Source organism: Sorangium sp. So ce693 (assembly GCF_051521375.1).
GTDB classification, from domain to species: Bacteria; Myxococcota_A; Polyangia; order Polyangiales; family Polyangiaceae; genus Sorangium; species Sorangium atrum.
Map to the genome: position 1 here is coordinate 9,214,330 of NZ_CP150347.1, position 17,424 is coordinate 9,231,753.

The 17,424-nt window shown below is 68.2% G+C and carries 13 protein-coding genes; 8 read left to right on the forward strand and 5 right to left on the reverse strand.

Translation table 11 applies throughout. The annotated features are described in order from the left end of the window. Window positions 1-14 precede the first annotated feature (14 nt). From WMF14_RS34460 to WMF14_RS34480, 5 genes are all read left to right on the forward strand, one after another. Window positions 15-1,088, forward strand: coding sequence for a PEGA domain-containing protein (locus WMF14_RS34460; RefSeq protein WP_437793110.1), 1,074 nt, complete (start codon window positions 15-17; stop codon window positions 1,086-1,088). Window positions 1,089-1,105: 17 nt separating this feature from the next. Then, window positions 1,106-2,698 (forward strand): hypothetical protein, encoded by a 1,593-nt coding sequence (locus WMF14_RS34465; RefSeq protein WP_437793112.1) that lies wholly within the window; start codon window positions 1,106-1,108, stop codon window positions 2,696-2,698. Between the two features lie 36 nt (window positions 2,699-2,734). Next, window positions 2,735-4,282: a hypothetical protein gene (locus tag WMF14_RS34470; RefSeq protein WP_437793113.1), complete on the forward strand. Its 1,548-nt coding sequence runs from the start codon at window positions 2,735-2,737 to the stop codon at window positions 4,280-4,282. A 2,733-nt stretch (window positions 4,283-7,015) separates the two neighbouring features. Then, on the forward strand, window positions 7,016-8,557 hold the full coding sequence (locus WMF14_RS34475; protein ID WP_437793115.1) for a hypothetical protein: 1,542 nt from the start codon (window positions 7,016-7,018) through the stop codon (window positions 8,555-8,557). Between the two features lie 668 nt (window positions 8,558-9,225). After that, a complete protein-coding gene (locus tag WMF14_RS34480) occupies window positions 9,226-10,290 on the forward strand; it encodes a DUF1835 domain-containing protein (RefSeq protein WP_437793117.1) in 1,065 nt (354 codons plus the stop codon). A gap of 345 nt (window positions 10,291-10,635) precedes the next feature. Here the strand turns inward: WMF14_RS34480 and WMF14_RS34485 are convergent, their stop codons facing one another. The 3 genes from WMF14_RS34485 to WMF14_RS34495 all read right to left on the reverse strand — a co-directional run bounded on the left by WMF14_RS34485 (window position 10,636) and on the right by WMF14_RS34495 (window position 13,128). Further along, a complete protein-coding gene (locus WMF14_RS34485) occupies window positions 10,636-10,869 on the reverse strand; it encodes a hypothetical protein (protein ID WP_437793118.1) in 234 nt (77 codons plus the stop codon). 513 nt (window positions 10,870-11,382) lie between these two features. Continuing rightward, on the reverse strand, window positions 11,383-11,982 hold the full coding sequence (locus WMF14_RS34490; RefSeq protein WP_437793119.1) for a hypothetical protein: 600 nt from the start codon (window positions 11,980-11,982) through the stop codon (window positions 11,383-11,385). A gap of 573 nt (window positions 11,983-12,555) precedes the next feature. Then, complete coding sequence (locus tag WMF14_RS34495; RefSeq protein WP_437793120.1) at window positions 12,556-13,128, reverse strand: CAP domain-containing protein; 573 nt, start codon at window positions 13,126-13,128, stop codon at window positions 12,556-12,558. Window positions 13,129-13,400: 272 nt separating this feature from the next. Between WMF14_RS34495 and WMF14_RS34500 the strand changes: the two genes are divergently transcribed. Further along, window positions 13,401-13,817 carry a hypothetical protein gene (locus tag WMF14_RS34500; RefSeq protein ID WP_437793122.1) on the forward strand — a complete coding sequence of 139 codons (417 nt, stop codon included), beginning with the start codon at window positions 13,401-13,403 and terminating at the stop codon, window positions 13,815-13,817. 20 nt (window positions 13,818-13,837) lie between these two features. On the opposite strand, the gene WMF14_RS34505 is transcribed toward WMF14_RS34500, so the two are convergent. Together WMF14_RS34505 and WMF14_RS34510 are read right to left on the reverse strand one after the other, a co-directional pair. Beyond that, window positions 13,838-13,960 (reverse strand): hypothetical protein, encoded by a 123-nt coding sequence (locus WMF14_RS34505; RefSeq protein WP_437793123.1) that lies wholly within the window; start codon window positions 13,958-13,960, stop codon window positions 13,838-13,840. Between the two features lie 123 nt (window positions 13,961-14,083). Next, window positions 14,084-14,866, reverse strand: a complete 783-nt coding sequence (locus tag WMF14_RS34510; RefSeq protein ID WP_437793125.1) for a hypothetical protein — start codon at window positions 14,864-14,866, stop codon at window positions 14,084-14,086. A gap of 903 nt (window positions 14,867-15,769) precedes the next feature. On the opposite strand from WMF14_RS34510, the gene WMF14_RS34515 reads away from it, so the two are divergent. Further along, window positions 15,770-16,444 carry a TetR/AcrR family transcriptional regulator gene (locus WMF14_RS34515; RefSeq protein ID WP_437793126.1) on the forward strand — a complete coding sequence of 225 codons (675 nt, stop codon included), beginning with the start codon at window positions 15,770-15,772 and terminating at the stop codon, window positions 16,442-16,444. A gap of 135 nt (window positions 16,445-16,579) precedes the next feature. After that, the gene (locus WMF14_RS34520; RefSeq protein ID WP_437793128.1) at window positions 16,580-17,332 is read left to right on the forward strand and encodes an SDR family NAD(P)-dependent oxidoreductase; all 753 of its coding nucleotides are present in this window, start codon (window positions 16,580-16,582) and stop codon (window positions 17,330-17,332) included. Window positions 17,333-17,424 lie beyond the last annotated feature (92 nt).

Below are 17,424 nucleotides of genomic sequence, written 5' to 3' on the forward strand. Positions count from 1 at the left end.
ATAAAGTGGGCCGCATGACGCTCTTGCGCTCGGCCCTGTCCGGGATTTGCCTTCTCGGCGTGCTGGGCAGCGGCATCGGGCTCGCGCGCGCAGCACCTGCGCTGACCGAGAGCGCGGCAGCGATGAAGGCGCGCCAGAAGGCCCGGATTGCCTTTGGCGCACGGAAGTGGACCGAGGCGGAAGCGAGCTTCGAAGCCGTCCTGGCGGCGCCCGACGCCGCCGTAATGACCGCGGTGCAGCGGGCCGAGGTGCTCGGCTATCTCGGGCTTTGCGAGCTGGAGCAGGGCAAGCACCGGGAGGCCGCCGAGCACCTGGGGCGGAGCCTCGAGCAGGACGCCGCCCTGAGTCGCGCGCTCCTCGACAGGTTCACGCGGGCGTTCGACACGGCGATCGAGCACGTCGGCAGGATCTATGTGGCTGCCTCCCCGCCCGACGCCGAGATCCTCCTGGACGGGGAGCCCGTCGGCACGGGCGCCACGGTCCACGAGCTGTTCGTCGCGCCGGGCACGTACACGCTCCGGGCCCGGCTGTCGGGGCACGGGGAGGGCTCGCAGCGGGTCGAGGTCGATGCGGGGAAGACGGTCAGCGCGGCGCTGCAGCTCGTGCGCGCGGCCGACGCGCCCGCGCGCGCGCCGGCTCCGGGCGCGAGGAAGAGCGGACCGGTCAAGCCGCAGGCCCCGGGGCCGGCAGCATCGTGGCTCGGGCCGGCGCGTATCGCCGGCATCGGTCTGACAACGGCGACGGCCTCCCTCGGCGCCCTGTTCATGGTCCGCGCGAGCGCATCCAACGGCGATCTCAAGGAGCGCAACAGCAAGCTGGACGCGCTCGGGTTCACGCCGTGGGCGTGCCGCGAACCGTCGCCGCCTTCAGCGTGCAACGAGCTAGCGGTCCTCCGGCGAGAGCGAGATCGGTTCGCCGCACTCGGCACGGCGATGGTGGTGGCGAGCGGCGTGGTCGGCGCCATGACGGTCGCCTCGTTCTTCACGGATTTCTCGTTTCTGCAGTCCGAGCCCACGGGAGCCCGCGTCGCGTTCTCGCCGGCCGCAACGCCAGGGCAGATCGGCCTCGTGGCGCACGGGGTGTGGTGATCCGAGGAGCCAGGGACATGCACTTTCTCCAGGGACGACACGTGCGGCGGCTGTGCGCCGTCGCCGCCTTCTCGACGAGCGGCGCGGGAGGGCTCTCCGGCTGCACGTACGCAGAGGACTGCGGTGAGGAGCGGATGTGCCTCGCCCCCCCGCCGTCGCCGTGCGAGGTGAACGAGCCGGGCATGGGGCCCGTGATGGACGAGTGCGGGGTGTTCGTCAGCGCCAGCGCTCCAGCGGAGGGCGCGCGCTCGGGCACGCGGCTCGAGCCGCTCGGCTCGCTGCAAGCCGCGATCGTGGAGGCGCAAGCGCGGGGCTTGCGCCACGTCTATGCGTGCGGCGAGACGTTCGAGGAAGAGGTCACGCTCGTCTCGGGGATCCACCTCTGGGGCGGCCGTAGCTGCGATGACGGCGCGTGGTCGTTCGATGGCGCCAACCACCCGACGATCATCGCCCCGCCTTCGGGGATCCCGCTGCGGGTCGTGGGGGACGAGGGCGCGACGTCGGTGATCTTCGGCGTGCGCGTCGTGGCGGCGGACGCCTCCGCGAGCGACGGCAGGTCGTCGATCGCCATGATCTTGAGCGCGGGGGCCGCGGCGATCGTGCGATCGAGCGCGATCGTCGCGGGCGACGGCAAGGACGGGGAGCCGGGGGAGGACGCGGACAGCGAGCGGGCAGCGGACGGCGTGCCGGGGAACGACGGCGCGCTCGCCTGCACGGAGGACTCCCCGACGGGTGCCCTTCCGGTCGTGACGGCGTGCGACGACGGCGCCGAGTCCACCGGAGGCTACGGGGGCGACGGCGGGCTCGACGCGGGGGGCGATGGCGCGCCGGGGGAGCCGCGGCCGGCGGCGAACCAGGACGAGGAGAAGACGGGTCTCGGAGGCACCGGCGCGGGTGCCCTCCGATGTAAAGACGGGGACGATGGCCCCGACGGCGCCAACGCCGGTCGCGCTGACGGCGCGGTCGGCATGGGTTACCTCACCGAGGACGGCTGGGTCGGCATTCGCGGTCAGGACGGGGAGCGGGGCGGCGTCGGCCATGGGGGGGGTGGCGGGGGCGGCAGCAAGGGGCGAGGCGAGCAGCTCGCGTGTCGGGCGGGCTTGCCTGAGGGCGGCGCGGCCGGTGGCTCGGGCGGGAGCGGCGGCTGCGGGGGCCGGGGCGGTCACGGCGGCGGCTATGGCGGGGCGAGCATCGGCGTCGTCGCGCTGCAGGGGAGCTCGGTAACGCTCGAGGCGACCACCGTGACCGCGGGCAACGGCGGCAACGGCGGCGTCGGCGGAACGGGCCAGCCGGGCGGCGTCGGGCGATGGGGCGGGCACGGGGGCACGACCTTCGTGATGGGGATGTGGGAGGCATGTCGTGGCGGCCGTGGAGGCAACGGCGGTCGCGGCGGAGATGCCGGCGGCGGCCTCGGGGGGCCCTCCTACGGCGTCGCATCCTTCGGCGCCTTCGTGGGCATCGGCCTGGGCGCCCATCTCCAGCCTGGAAGCGCTGGCGCTGGCGGTTCCGGAGGCAATGCGGCGCCCGATGACCCTGTGGGCAAGGGAGAGCTGGGCCACTCGTTGCCCTACGTTCAGTTTGGTGCGCCGGACCCTGAACCGCCCCGCTGAAGGGCAGGGAGCACGCCGCATCACCGAGGGAGAACCATGCGAATCACAGGAACGATCACCCTGTTCCCCGCGGTGCTGCTCGTTGCGGCCGGCTGCGGCACCGCGCCAGGCCCGAGCGACGCTGGCGGAGCGGCGTGCGACGGCGCGTCGTGGTGTCCAGGCGACGCGCCGCCGGAGTCGGTCTGTCTCGAGCGCCTCGCCGCCAACGTGCTGGAGGATGGCTGCGGGGTGTTCGTCGCGGGCATGTTCGGCAACGGGGACGACGCGAACCCCGGCACAACGAGGGACAAGCCGGTGCGCACGCTGCAGCGCGGCGTCGAGCTCGCGCGCACCGGACGAGGGCGCGTCTTCGCGTGCAACGACGGGTTCTACGGCGCCCTCGCGCTGCCGTCCGGCGTCGATCTCGTCGGCGGATACCACTGCTTGAGCTTTGAGCATGAGCCCGGCGGGCGCCCGACACTTCAGATCGTCGACACTTTCGAGCCCATCCTGACCGTCGTGCCCGCGAGCCCCGACGACACGGGAGCGGCGGACGGGATATCCACGATCGTCGACATGCGGTTCGCTTCGCAGGGATCCATCACGATGCTCGTCCAGTCCGGCACGGCCGTGGAGCTCATCCGGAGCCAAGTTCGCGCCTCTTCCGCATGGGGGGGCCGCGATGCCGAGAAATGGCCCTATCCGAATCGGGCAGCGGAGGGGCCCGATGGGCAGTACGGGGGCGATGCGTGCTCGGCCGCCGTCGTCCCTGGCGGCGCTGCGGCGGTGAACCCGTGCGACGGAGGGATCCCGAGCGTCGGCGGGAAGGGAGGGGACGGGCTTCCCGACGGCGCTGGCGACGGCGAGGACGGGCAGCCGCTCCCGGCGTCCGAGTCGCCGCGCTTCGGGCGGGGGGGAGACGGGGAAGTGACAGGCGTCGATTGCGAAGAGGGATCTGCCGGGCTCAGCGGCGCGCAAGGTGTCATCGGCGCCGCCGGCAAGGGCATGGGGCGAATCACCGAGGCAGGGTGGGAATCCGACAAAGCCGGCGACGGGGGCAGGGGCATGCCAGGCCAGGGCGGCGGCGGGGGTGGCGGCCATCGGGGAGGGCTCGCCGTGTGCGGTGCGGGGTCGAAGGGAGGAGCCGGCGGCGGCTCCGGCGGCGCCGGCGGCTGCGGCGGTCGAGGTGGCCGAGGTGGCGAGAACGGCTATCCGTCGATCGGCATCATCGCGCTTCATGCCAAGCTGACCGTGCGCGATAGCGAGATCGAGACATCCGAGGCCGGGCAGGGCGGCGACGGCGGGCCCCCCGAGGAAGGCGGCCGAGGCGGTCGCGGCGCTCCGGGAGGCGCCTTGGGGGGCGGCCTGTGGTCCTGTCAGGGTGCCAACGGGGGCGACGGGGGTCCCGGCGGCTACGGCGGCCCCGGGCGCGGCGGCGACTCGATCGGCATCGCCTACCTCGACGAGGACCAGCTCACGCTGGAGGGCGTCACCTACGAGCTGGGACCGCCGGGCAAGGGCGGCGTGAGCTGGGATATCTGGGCCGACAGCGAGGTCACGGGGGAGGAGGGCATCGCCGCAGAGACGTTTCGGTTCCCTGAGTGAGCAGGATCAGAGCGCATCGGACGAACACCTCCTGGTTTGGAGTGCGCTCCGTACGCGCCACACGAGCCGCCTCGCTGAGTCGAGCTACCCGAGCTCCCCCCTCGGCCACCTCCGCGGTGCGCCCACGCTGCTGTGGGGCGCTTCGCCGAAGGTGCCGCCGCCCGAACCTCCCCGGCGCCCCTGACCGTGTCTACGCTGCCGCTCGAGTAGCGCGAGCGGCCACCTCGCCGAGCGAGGTGCGCCTGGCCCTTGGGCGCTCGTCGACCGTTTGGTTGACGAACACTCCCGCGGCGTAGCCGCCTGCGCACCAGATGTGCCCGGGAGGGTCGAACGGCCCTTACATCGACTAGCCGGATCTCAACTTTCCTTGACACCCGAATCTCACCCAGAAAAACTGGTCGCATCCCCGCGTGGCGCGTGTCGGGGCTCGGCCGGGGGACCTCCACCATGTCGTTGCGCTTACACGGCAACGTCTGCCTGCTCTGCGCATGTGCACTCATCCTTGTTCCGGCGTCGGCGCAGGCACTCGAGTTCAGCGGTGGCGTGAGCGTGGGCGGGATCCAGGTCGGGACCGAACCCAAGCTGGCCGTGAGCCCCTTCACCGGCTGGCTCTGGCGAAAAGAAAGGGGCTTTCGGATCGAAGTCCACAACATGCTCAGCATCATTCCGGGGGCACGCGTAGGAGTCTACGATCGAACGGCGGTTACGGTTGGATATGCCACGGAGACGGGCAACGTCAGCCTTGGTCCATCCCTGTCGCTCTACTCGATGCCGGTATGCGGTGCCGTCATCTGTGACCGCGTGATGGGGCTTGCTCCAGGCGGGCGCGCACAGTCCGACTGGTACTTCGCTGGGCGTCTGGGGGCATCCACGAGCCTCAACGTGGACTGGGCTGGTGGGAGCAGTCGTCTTCTTCCTGGCAGCGTGGTCGTGATGGTAACTGCTGCGCCTATCTGGAGATTCGGGGGAGAGTCGAAATGAACAACCTGTTGGTTGGTCTATGTTTCGTTCTAGCGGGGTGCAACTTCGATGTCGGGGATTGCTACCTCCGGAGTGAGGGAGAAAGCGGCGCCGGCGGCGTCATCATTACCGCGACAGGGGTCGGCGGCTACGGGTTCGGCCAGACAGGGGCCGGCGGCTTCGGGCCCGTACCGCTGGAGACGCAGGACATGGATCCGCCTTCTCCTCCAGTCTGCAACATCGCGAGCCAGACACCATGCGAGGAAAAATGCGAGGCGGACTCCGAGTCTGACAATATTCAGTGTGGGAAAATCGAGAACGAAGCGCAGCGGGCAGAGTGTCGAGATAGCGCATACGCTAGATATAAGAGCTGTCGAGAAGGCTGCGAGCGAACAAGCAATAAAAGCTGTAACGAGAAGTATCAGGATTGCATGAACCGCGGCCCGTGGTCTTGTGCAAGACCAGGGTCTGGAAGCGAAGGTTCGAAGTGTCGGAGCTGCTTTAAACGGTGTGAGTCCGGGGATCCTCCATCGCCGGAATGCAAAAAGTGTTTATTCTGAGGCTCCAATGACTGTTCACATCACTACAAATGAGGACATTCGGAGAGCGGGCCGGCGCGGGCTTCGCCTTCCTGTACGTTCTATTCGCGATAACGTGCTGGAGGGTCCGTGTGCGTCCGATCCAGAAGTCCATTGTGAGCAGCGGTGCGATTACTGGCGCGTTCGAGGGCGGGAAAGGGCGCAATTTCGTTCGCGGTTTCATGATGTTATCAACGCGTTGAAATCGCGACATAGAGTCGTCGTGTGGACGTCCGGGTTGTGGAGTGATAGGCTGATGCTGTGGGCGCTTTGCGCGTGGAGGCTCCGCTACCGGCCCGAGCACCCGGATCTCGACATCGTCGTCCTGGGAGATGCGCCAGAGGATGGGTTTAGCCGTGGATTCGTCCATGTGAAGCCGGCTGACGCGCGCCGCGGTCTAGACGACGCACGCGCTCTATCTCGGACGCGCGTCCAGCATATGGCGCGCTCCTGGCGAAAGGTATCCGGTCGATCTCCGGTCCTGTCTACCGAGGGTGGGTACGCAGATCCAGCACGGAAGGATCTTGTAGAACTGGGCACCCACCAAGCGGCATTCTTTCCTCGGGTGGATGGTAGTACACTCATCCTATCTCGGATTGACGAGCTATTGTTCTCATGTCTCGGCAAGGACTGGTTGACGCCCGTGGACGTGTTAACGCACGGCTCATCGGCTGGCGCAGAGCTGCTTAAGCATTGGATGATACGCATCAGCGACTGCTTTTTTGCCATGCGGCTGCGCCAGTGGGCCGAGCACCGGGGGGCTGAGGCTGCGCTGGAGAGTGTGCCCTATAGAACGGACAGACCACCTATGCTAGAGGCTCGCTATAGGTTGACGGCGGTCGGCGATAAAATAAAGCGACACGGTCTTGCAGACATCGCCCAAGGACCACCGCTGCCGGTGTGGGGTGTCACAGCGTACGATCCGCTGGCTCCTTGGGTGGTGGTGGACGACGACACAGATCACCAGCGCGTCCAGCTACTTGAAGAGCGCGCCACGCAGGGCGTGGAGTGATGCGCTGACGCGTACGTCGGCTCAGACCCCTGGAAGCCCACGTTTCTCGTCGAGGCAGGCAGGCAGGCCGCCGGGCTCCAACCTGTTGGGCCACTCGTTGCCCTACGTTCAGTTCGAGGCACCCGAGCCAGAACCACCTCGCTGAAAGGCAGGGAGCACGCCGCGTCACCCCGAGGGAGAACCATGCGAATCACAGGAGCGATCACCCTGTTCCCCGCGGTGCTGCTCGTTGCGGTCGGCTGCGGCACCGCACCAGGCCCGAGCGACGCTGGCGGAGCGTCGTGCGACGGCGCGTCGTGGTGTCCAGGCGACGCGCCGCCGGAGTCGGTCTGTCTCGAGCGCCTCGCCGCCAACGTGCTGGAGGATGGCTGCGGGGTGTTCGTCGCGGGGATGTTCGGGAACGGGGACGACGCGAACCCCGGCACGAAGGACAAGCCGGTGCGTACGCTGCAGCGCGGCGTCGAGCTCGCGCGCACCGGACGAGGGCGCGTCTTCGCGTGCAACGATGGGTTCTTCGGCCCCCTCGCGCTGCCGTCCGGCGTCGATCTCATCGGCGGATACCACTGCTTGGGCTTTGCGCGTGAGGCTGGCGGGCGCCCGACACTCCAGATCGTCGATACGTTCGAGCCTGTCCTGACCGTCGTGCCCGCGAGCCCCGGAGACACCGGCGCCGCGGACGGGGTATCGACGATCGTCGACATGCGGTTCTTTTCGAACGGCCCGATCGGGATGCTCGTCCAGTCCGGCACGGCCGTGGAGCTCATCCGGGGCCGGACCAGCGCGGCCTGGGGCTGGTCGGGCCACAACGGCGAGAAATGGCCCTATCCGAACGAGGCAGCGCAGGGGCCCGATGGGCAGTATGGGGGCGACGCCTGCTCGGCGGCCGTCGTCCCTGGCGCCCCTGCGGCGGTGAACGCGTGCGATGGAGGGATCCCGAGCGTCGGTGGGAAGGGAGGGGACGGGCTTCCCGACGGCGCTGGCGACGGCGAGGACGGGCTGCCGTTCGATGCGTCCAGCCCGACGTACGGGCGGGGGGGAGACGGGGACGTGCCGAGCACCGGGTGCGAACATGGACAGGTGGCGCTCCACGGCGCGCACGGTTTCATCGGTGCAGCCGGCAAGGGCAGGGGGCGCATCACCGAGACAGGATGGGAGGGAGACAAAGCCGAGGACGGGAGCAGGGGTATGCCGGGCCAGGGCGGCGGCGGGGGTGGCGGCCGTCGGGGAGGGCTCTCCGCGTGCGGTGCGGCGTCGAAGGGAGGCGCCGGCGGCGGCTCCGGCGGCGCCGGCGGCTGTGGCGGTCGAGGCGGCCAAGGGGGCGAGAACGCCTGGCCCTCGATCGGCATCGTCGCCCTTCACGCCAAGCTGACCCTGCGCGATAGCGAGATCGTGACATCCTGGGGCGGAGAGGGCGGCGACGGCGGGCCCCCCGAGCGAGGCGGTCTAGGCGGCCGAGGCGCTCCGGGAGGCGCCTTGGGGGGCGGCATGTGGTCCTGTCACGGCGCCAACGGGGGCGATGGGGGCTACGGCGGCTACGGCGGCCCCGGGCGTGGCGGCGACTCGATCGGCATCGCCTACCTCGACGAGGATCAGCTCACGCTGGAGGGCGTCTCCTATGAGCTCGGACTGCCAGGCAAGGGCGGCGTGAGCTGGGATATCTGGTCCGGCAACGAGGTCACCGGGGAGGAGGGCATCGCCGCCGAGACGTTCCGGTTTCCTGACTAGTCGGGATCTTCTCGGAAGGACGACGCGGTCCGCAGACGATCTGCGGAGGCAGACGAGCCCAGGGCGACGCCCGTAAGGTCCGGTTAGAGGCGTCATAAGATCCGCGCAGGACGTACTTGCCCACTGGACGGATGGCGACGGTGCCGACGCTCGACGCAACCCGCCGAGCCCATTCCCCGGGCGCATAACCGCGGGGCAGGATTGCAGATCACCGATTGACGCCGACTTTCCGGTAGGGGATCGATGCGCGCATCCGAAACGGGGAAATGTATGGAACATGGGTCGGTGATGAAGGCGAGCGCGCTCGTGTTGTGTGGCGGGCTCGCAGCGATGCTCGTGTCGGCATGCGACTTGTCCTACACTTGCGACACAGTGGAGCCGGGAAGCGCGGGTGCTGGATACCCGACAGAATCCGCAGGGGCGGGAGATTTTCCAAGTAACGGCGAAGAAGACGAAGGCGGAAACGAAGACGTGGGCAGCGACTCGTCCGCGTTAATGGCAGGCTGCACGCCAGTTCACGAATGTACCGAGATGTACGAAAAGTGCAGGAACATGGGGCGGCCGTGCACGCGTCCGATCGGCCATCGGAGCCTTTGTGATTACTGTCGCGAGGATTGTCAGGATAAGCGCCCGTACAAGTACAGTGAATGCTACAGCTGTGGATTCGAATGAACACGACGAACCTGCCTGCCCTTCTCGATGCGACGCATGTTGCCTTTGACCCGCCAACAGCAGACCGCCTTGTGCAACTCGGCGCGGCCAACGTCGTGCGTTCGTCAGATTGCCTTGTTGTCGGGCCGAGCCGCCTCGATGCCCTGGAACATGTCCGGACGCGTGAGGCCTGGTGCTCTTTGTCTGAGATGCGCTCGGGTGCAGACGAATCGGGCCACAAGTGGGATCAGCTCTATTCGCAGGATGTTCGCTGGGAGCTGCCCGTCGTCTTGTGGGTATCAGTGAGCCTCCATGAACGAGTGAACCTATGGAGGGTCTGTAGCTGGCTGCGGCACATCGGGATCGCGTGCAGTGACGTCCTCATCGTCGAGTTCGAGCGTGTCTACGGCACAATGAATAGGTTCCGCGAGCCACCGAGCGTGCCGCGGTTCACCTGCTCCGCGTCGGTCGCCGACCATCTCGACAACGTTCTTCTGGATCGTCTCGCCAAGTCGTGCCCGTGGCCAGTGGAGCGCTACGATCGTGCCGTTCGCCTCTGGGAAGGCTACGCTGATGAGGATCCTTTGCCCTTCGTCGAAAGCTGCATGGCTGGTGTCGAAGGATTTCCGGAACTTGCTCCCTTATGGGGACTTCTGTCGTCTTTCTTTCCTAGGAAGACTACGGAAGGTACCCTGCACCTCAGCCAACTCGATGAACTCATCCTGACCATCCTCTCGGTAGGTGAGTACCAAACCGACGTGTCCGTGCTCTGCCACAAGTCGCAGTCTGGATTGGAGCTGCGGGAGCTCCTCTCCTGTACAGGCGACCTGTTCCTGGAAGATCGTCTGGCCCAATGGGCGAGGCACGCTTCGAACGAGTTCGTAGAACGCGCACCCGACGTGAGGCCTGACGTTGCGATGAAGTCGTGGGTGTACCGCCTCACCGAACGTGGCGCGCAGCTCCGAGACAGGGGAATTGATCAGCTCGCGGACGCGCCGCGCCTTCCCGTAGCGGGGACCGAGGCTTACTCACCTGTGGCCCCCTGGGTGCTGCTCGAAGACGGACGGCTCGCTCGCCTGTGAGGGCTATCCTAAAACCCGCGATCGGAAGCCAGCTGGCCCACTGAATTCAGCCCTGTAGACCGAAGTGATAGAGGGACTCGCCATGCCCCCTGAGCCGGAAGACCAGGACCCGCGCCCGCCGCCTACCGAGGCGGCGCTGGCGGCGATCCCGGATACGGCCACCTTCGCCGCAGCCCTCGTGTGGTGCGGCTATCTCGCGTCGCCCAGGATGGTCGCGAAGATCCCCCCGCGGATCTGCGCCGCCCAGCGCTCGGCCACATCGACAGCCTGCTCGCCACCTTCCGGCCAGTCCGCCGGAATCAGCCGAAGACAGTTCCGGATCGCCGCGTAGGAGCGGCTCAGGTTCTACTTCGACGGCGGGGCGTTCCCTCGACCGGGGCCGGACGGGTTGCCGGTCGTGCTCGGCCAGTTGCCGCCGCCCCCGCCTCCCTTCCCGCCGCCCCCGCCTCCCCCGCCCTTCCCGCCGCCACCACCACCACCACCGCCGCCACCACCACGACCACCGCCACCTCCTCCGTGGCCGCCACCGCCGCCGCCACCCTTGCCACCACCGCCGCCGCCACCCTTGCCTCCGGACATGGTTCCCTCCGTACCCTCAAGGCCGAGGAGCCGCGTCCATGCGGCCGGATCGGCTGAGAGGGATCGGGGAAGGTAACGCCTCGGCAGGCTTCCGCCATCCCTTGCTCGACAAGCCCCGGCCAACGTCGTAGCCGCGGCCGAGCGGTAGGTTCCGCCGGACGGCCTCTCGCTTGACCGACGCCGCGGTTGGAAACACGGCATCAGGCCCATGTACTTCCACGACGAAGAGATCGTGACCACACGCGTCGCGATGAAACGGCAGAATCCCCGTGAGAAGTCCCCGCACGCCAGATAGGTACGAAACGCCCGAGATGGGCCCATGAGGCTGCAAAATCCTCGGAAGCTGGCCCCATGACCTTGTAAAAAACTGGGTCACGCCCCCGCGCGGGTCGCCCCATCCTGCTGCGTTTGGGGTGGCCCCATGACCCTGCAAAAAACGCCATCAGGTGGCCCCATGAGGCTGCAAACTGGCAGGGATGAGTGGTTTTGTCAGCGTCGCCCCGCTCGCTGCGCTCAACCGAGCGACTGCAAGATCGAGCTGAATCCGTGCTGGCCGTGGCGGCTGCCCTGCGGGGACAGCCACGCTTCGTATGTGTCGCCGCTCGGCGAACGGAGCTGGATGAACTCGAGGCTCACGAGAGGGTTGAAGGGGTTGCCGGGGCGGGGGCCGATGTCTTGGCCGGGATACGCCGCGTCTTGGTTGAAGGCGCGCGTGCCCTGATCGAGGGCGGCGAGGTGCTTGTAGTTGCCGCGTTTGCCGAAGTCGCTGTACTCGCGAGAGACGAGGACGCGGCCGCGGTTGGTAAGGCCGACGTGAACGTTGGGAACGTAGGTGGAGACGCCGATCATGGCGGCAGATGCGGCGTTGAGGACTCCGCCAGCGATGCGGCGGGCCGTGCCGGCGGGCGCCTGGTACTCGACTCCGCTCCAGTTGCCGATGATGCGCTCGTCGGGCTGGAGCTCGTAATACTGGGCGTAGAAGTCGCTGAATTTTTGCTCGATCTCCTCCGGGGTCATGTTGGCGGCCTCGGCCATGGCCTTCTTGCGGACGTGCATCGAGTACGCGAAAGCGGCCGCCATGAACACGAGCGGGATCAAGTAATACATTTGCATGACCATCTTCTCCTAGAGAACCCACGCTCCACTCTGGAGCCACCGAAGGCGATGGTTACGCGGCGGCGCACGCCAGGTCAAGGGGGCGCACTTCGAGTGATCAACCAGCGATCGGATAACCGTCGATACGCAAACGCCCCATCAACGGCCGTGGCGCCCTCCTGGGCAGCCCCGACGTCCCTCCTGCGCAGCTACTTCGGTGTCCTTTGTGACAGTCGCACGGGTCCTGCGCCGCTGGCGGCGTCCTCCTGCGCACCCTCGCGCCTGTCCTGCGCAACAATACTTTGATTCCTGTGCCGCCGCGGCGTCTTCCTGCGCCCTTGTCGAGAGAGGCCACGTTGCCTCCGCCGAAGGGCGTGATGACCATGCCCTCGGCGCCCGCCGCCGTCACTGCCTCTTCTATCTGTCGACTCTGGAGCTCCATGAATTTCCGTTGATCACCCGGAATCTCCTTGGGCCCGTTCCCCGTGACCCGGAGCTCACCCATGGCGCGGTTCGCGCCTGTCGCGATCGGCGCGAAGAAGATGCCGCGACTCTTCATTAGCAAGGCTCAGGGCGCGCTGCGCGCTCGGCTCAGTAGGGGCGCTCGCCGACGAAGTTGCCGGGAGGATCGTACGTGCACACCCAGAACTGCCAGGCGCTGCCCCCTTCGAACGGTGAGCCGTCCGCACAGCTGGCGATCCCGCAGCCGAGCCGCAGGGAGTCGGCCCAGACCACCTGGGTGTAATGGCCGCACGTGGCGGCGCTGCAGGCGTTGCTCGCGAGGTCGTAGCTCACCGCCTCGTTGATCCACGAGCCGACGACATCCTCGGGGGCGGGTGAGGCGCCGCTCGACGTCGCGAAGAGGTTCTCTCCGTAGCCGTTCGCGCTGTGGCGGAACACACACTTATCGGCATGGGCCTGAGCCACCGCGGCGAGCTCGGACGACCACGAGAGCGGGGGCAGCGGCTGATCGGCGGGCGGGTCGACCGCGGCGCGCGCCGCGTTGTGGGCCGCCGTCATCCCGACCATCCGGGGCGGCTCGTCGTCGCCCTGGCCGCTCGCCGGGGCGTCGGCGTCGTCGGACGAGCTGCCGCACCCGGCAGAGACGGCGAGCATCAGGGAGAACAGCGCGAACCCGTGGAGACGTGAGCCGAGCGTATTCACGGAACGATTGTCCTACAGCTCGGCCGCGCGCCGCAACAACTAATTCGATGATGGGCTATGCCAACTCACGAGAGACCTTGTACCGTTTACCTACGTGCATAGGTCCTTCAAGGCAACGAGGGAACATCCAATGACTCGATCGACGCGCATCGCGCGAACGGCACCCGTGTCGACTGCGACGCTGGGCCTCTTCCACGCTCTGCCCGTCCATGCACAGGGCGCGGTAGATCCGTCGCGTGACGCTCGGGGCGCACCGTGATACGGAGCGATCCATGAAGCTCCCGCTCATCTTCGGCACCCGCGAGCGGGTGGAGCGATCGGGGGAGAAGTTCCGGGGCGGGTGTCCGCAGTGCGGGACCGCCGGGGTCTTCTACCGGGCGAAGAAGACGTTCAACGTGAGCCTGTTCGTCGCCGTCTCGCTATGGGACAGCGCCGAGGACGTCGTCCAGTGCGGCCAGTGCCTGACGGCGTTCGACCCGGCCGACGTCCCGCCGCTCCCGGAGGAGCCGAAGGCCTCGCTCACGGAGCGCGTCGCGCGAGCGGTCGGCCTCGACCGTGAGAAGCCCGCGCCGGCCGCCCCTCCCGGGGAGCCGTCCCCGAGCTCCGCCCGGGAGCTCCCGTCGAGGGACGTGGACGCCGAGATCGACGCGGAGCTCGCGGCGATGAAGAGGCGCGTGGGGAAGAAATAGGAGACAGGCTCCGGCTTCTTTTACCTACGCGCCACGTCCCGCGCGAGGTGCGCCTGGTCGCAGTAGCCGAACCGCTGGGCGAGCACCGCCCACGTCCCCGTGGCGCCCGTCTTGAGGTGCCGCACCGGCCGGTCGAAGCGCACGAGGCGTGCGAGGAGCTTGGGGGGACGCCGACGTGCTCGCGGAACAGGCCGATCACGTGCTTCTGGCGGTAGCCGAGCTCGCGCGCGAGGGGGCGCATGTCGACCTCGCCCCCGCGCTCCTGCTCAGGCGCCTGCGAGGAGCCCTGGGCATTTCACGTTGACGGCCGCGCACGCCGCGGGTTGCGGCGAGAATTCGTCGATGGACGACGCACACGTGATCGCCTCGAAGGCGTCGCCCGTGGCGATCATGCAGGCCTTGAGCTCCGCGACCGTGGCGGTGCACCCCGCGAAGCCGGCCGTGTCGCACGAGCCGGTCGGCTCGGGCGCCTCCGGAGCTCGGATGCAATCCGCCCTGGCGGTCTCGCAGTCCGTTCCATCCACGACGCTGGCGAGCACCCCGGTGAGGTCGCACAGGTCCTCCTTCGAGAGATCGAGTGACCCGGTGACGGCGTCGCACACCTGCTGGGCCTCTGCGGCCGTCAGCTCGCCGAGCTGCTCGCCGTCGAGAGGATCCCCGCCGCCGGTGTCGGTTCCGCTGCCAGTGTCGCTTCCGCTGCCAGTGTCGCTTCCGCTGCCTGTGTCGGTTCCGCTGCCAGTGTCGCTTCCGCTGCCAGTGTCGCTTCCGCTGCCTGTGTCGCTTCCGTCTCCGGTGTCGCTTCCGCCGCCGGTATCGGTTCCGCCGCCGGTGTCGGTCCCGCCGCCGCTGTCGCTTCCGCCGCCGGTGCCGGTCCCGCCGCCGGTGCCGGTCCCGCCGCCGGTGCCGGTCCCGCCGCCGCTGTCGCTTCCGCCGCCGGTGTCGGTCCCGTCGCCGCTGTCGCTTCCGCCGCCGGTCTCGCCGCCGGCCTTGCCCCCATTGCTCCCTTCGCCATCGCCGCATGCCACGAGCGAGAGCGAGAGGCCGGCCATCAACAATCCAAGAAGCCTCATCCGTATCATCGGGCCCCCATCAACGAGAATGTTCACCTGCGTGTCCACGCGGCGCTCGAGGACGGCTCCGCCGAAGGATGCGAGCGGAGCTGCATCGTCGTTCGGGCAGGCGCGCAATGCGTGAACCTACCACGAACAGGATTGAATTCTCCTTCCCCCCTCGGCAAATTGGTCGCGCTGGCCGGCCAGGGCCGGCGGGGACGGGCGCCTCGTTGAAGCGTTCGGTCTGGGACGACGCAATGGCGTCTCCAGCGATCCATGCCATTCGACCGGTGCGGATGCAGCCGGTCCTCGTACAGGACGGATGCCGGAGGACAAGCCTTGCACCTCGGGGCCAGCCCTCTTCGATGTACAGACTTGCCAGCATCTGGATGACAACGAAAGGCTTTGATGAAAGCCCGCTCCGCTCGTCCGCCTGGCTCCTTCCCGTTACGCTATCCTCGTGGTTCCTGCGGACGTCCCGATTGACGTATTCATCTCGTATGCAGCCGCGAATCGCCGCACAGACCCTAGCGCGCCGAACAGGCTGAAAACCCGAGAAGGAGCAGAAATTTCACAGGGAGGCACGGAGACGAGGAGATGTTTTCTTTCTCTTCCTCCCCGCCTCCTCGTCTCCCTGTTGTCTTCTCTCGAGTCCACAAGGTGAGCGGTATTCTGGTGCCGCCCGTCAGTTTTTTGGTGAAGTTCACTGGTGAAGAACGCACGGCGATGCCGATGAAGACGCGCCGAGCGCCGGTGAAAAGCGCGACTCGCGCCGGTGAACTTACCCGGTGAAGACCACGCGGGGAAGTCAGTGCTTGCGGGCGCGGCGCTGCTTGAGCGGCACGCTCGCGAGCCACGGGGCGCTTTACGCCCGAGGTTCACGGTGTCACCCTCCGTTGGATGACGGACGCCAAGGCCGCCTATCACCACGGAGATCTGCGCAATGCGCTGGTGGAGACCGCGACCGAGCTCGTGCGCACCTCCGGCGCGGAGGGCTTCAGCCTCCGCGACGCCGCCCGGACGCTCGGGGTCTCGGCGAACGCGACCTACCGGCACTTCGACAGCAAGTCCGCGCTGCTCACGGCGGTCGCGAGCGCGGAAGCGGACAAGCTCGCGCGGAGGATGCGACGCAAGATGGCCGACGCCGAGCGAGCCTTCGAGAGACGAGACGACGCGGAGGTCGCGATCGAGTGTTTCAAGGCGATCGGTCGCGCGTACGTCGCCTTCGCGACGGAGGAACCGGAGCTCTTTCGTCTCATGCACGGGCCGAGCGGCCTGTGTCAGATGAGGCGCGAGCCACGTGCGGACGCCGCGGACCATCCCACGGCGGATCGGATCCTCGGTGAGGCGCTCGACCGTCTGGTGAGCGGCGGGGTGATCCCGCCCGAGAGCCGCATCGACGGCGAGATCCGCGCCTGGACCGTGGTCCACGGCTTCGCTTCGCTGGTGCTCGACGGCGCCTTCGCCACGGTCGCTTCGCGCGCGGAGGTGCTCGAGGGCCTCTTGGACTTCGCGCTTCGAGGGCTCGGCGCGAGCCAGGCCGGCGCGAAGGGGCCTCGGCGACGGCGCCCGTGACCCTCGCGTCCTGACGACCGGCCCGAACCGCGCCGTTCGCGCGCTCGTGCGACGCGATGTTGACACTGTGAACTCTGGCGCCTATGTTCACAGTGTGAATATCGGGGGTGCGCATCCACAAGGAGCGAGCGTCCAATGGCGAAATTGAACGGGAAGGTCGCGGTGGTGACGGGCGGGAGCGACGGCATCGGGCTCGCGACGGCGAAGCTCTTCGTCGCGGAGGGAGCCACCGTCTACGTCACGGGTCGGAGGCAAGAGAGGCTCGACGAAGCGGTCGAGGAGATCGGAGGCGGCGCCGTCGGCGTCCAGGGCGACGTCGCCAACCTGGCCGACCTCGACCGGCTCTTCGCGCGGATCCGGCGAGAGCAGGGCAAACTCGACGTCGTGTTCGCCAACGCCGGCATCTCCGGGGTCGCGACGATGGGCGCGATCGACGAAGACCACTTCGACCGCATTTTCGGCGCGAACGTCAAAGGGCTGCTCTTCACGGTGCAGAAGGCCCTGCCTCTCATGAAGAGCGGAGGGGTCGTCGTCCTCAACGGCTCGATGAGCGGGAGCAAAGGCTTCCCGAATCAGTCGGTCTACAACGCCACCAAGGCCGCCGTGCGCTCGTTCGCGCGGACCTGGACGACCGACCTGAAAGGCTCCGGCATCCGCGTGAACGTGGTCTCGGCGGGGGCCATCGACACGCCGGGCATGCGCCGCTTCGTCGGCGGCCACACAGAGGCTGCAGAGGCGCAGATCTCGGCCCTCAGTCAGTCCGTGCCGCTCGGGCGGTTCGGGGGCGCGGAGGAGGTCGCCAAGGCCGTGCTCTACCTGGCGTCGGACGACAGCAGCTACGTCGCGGGCGCCGAGCTGTTCGTGGACGGCGGGGTCGTCGCGGTGTGAACGTCGTGACGTCAACTCCGCTGCGTGAGCCCCACCTTCCGGGATAGCCCGCCCGCGCCCAGGATGGCAGCCGACGCGCAGCGCAGGCGTGC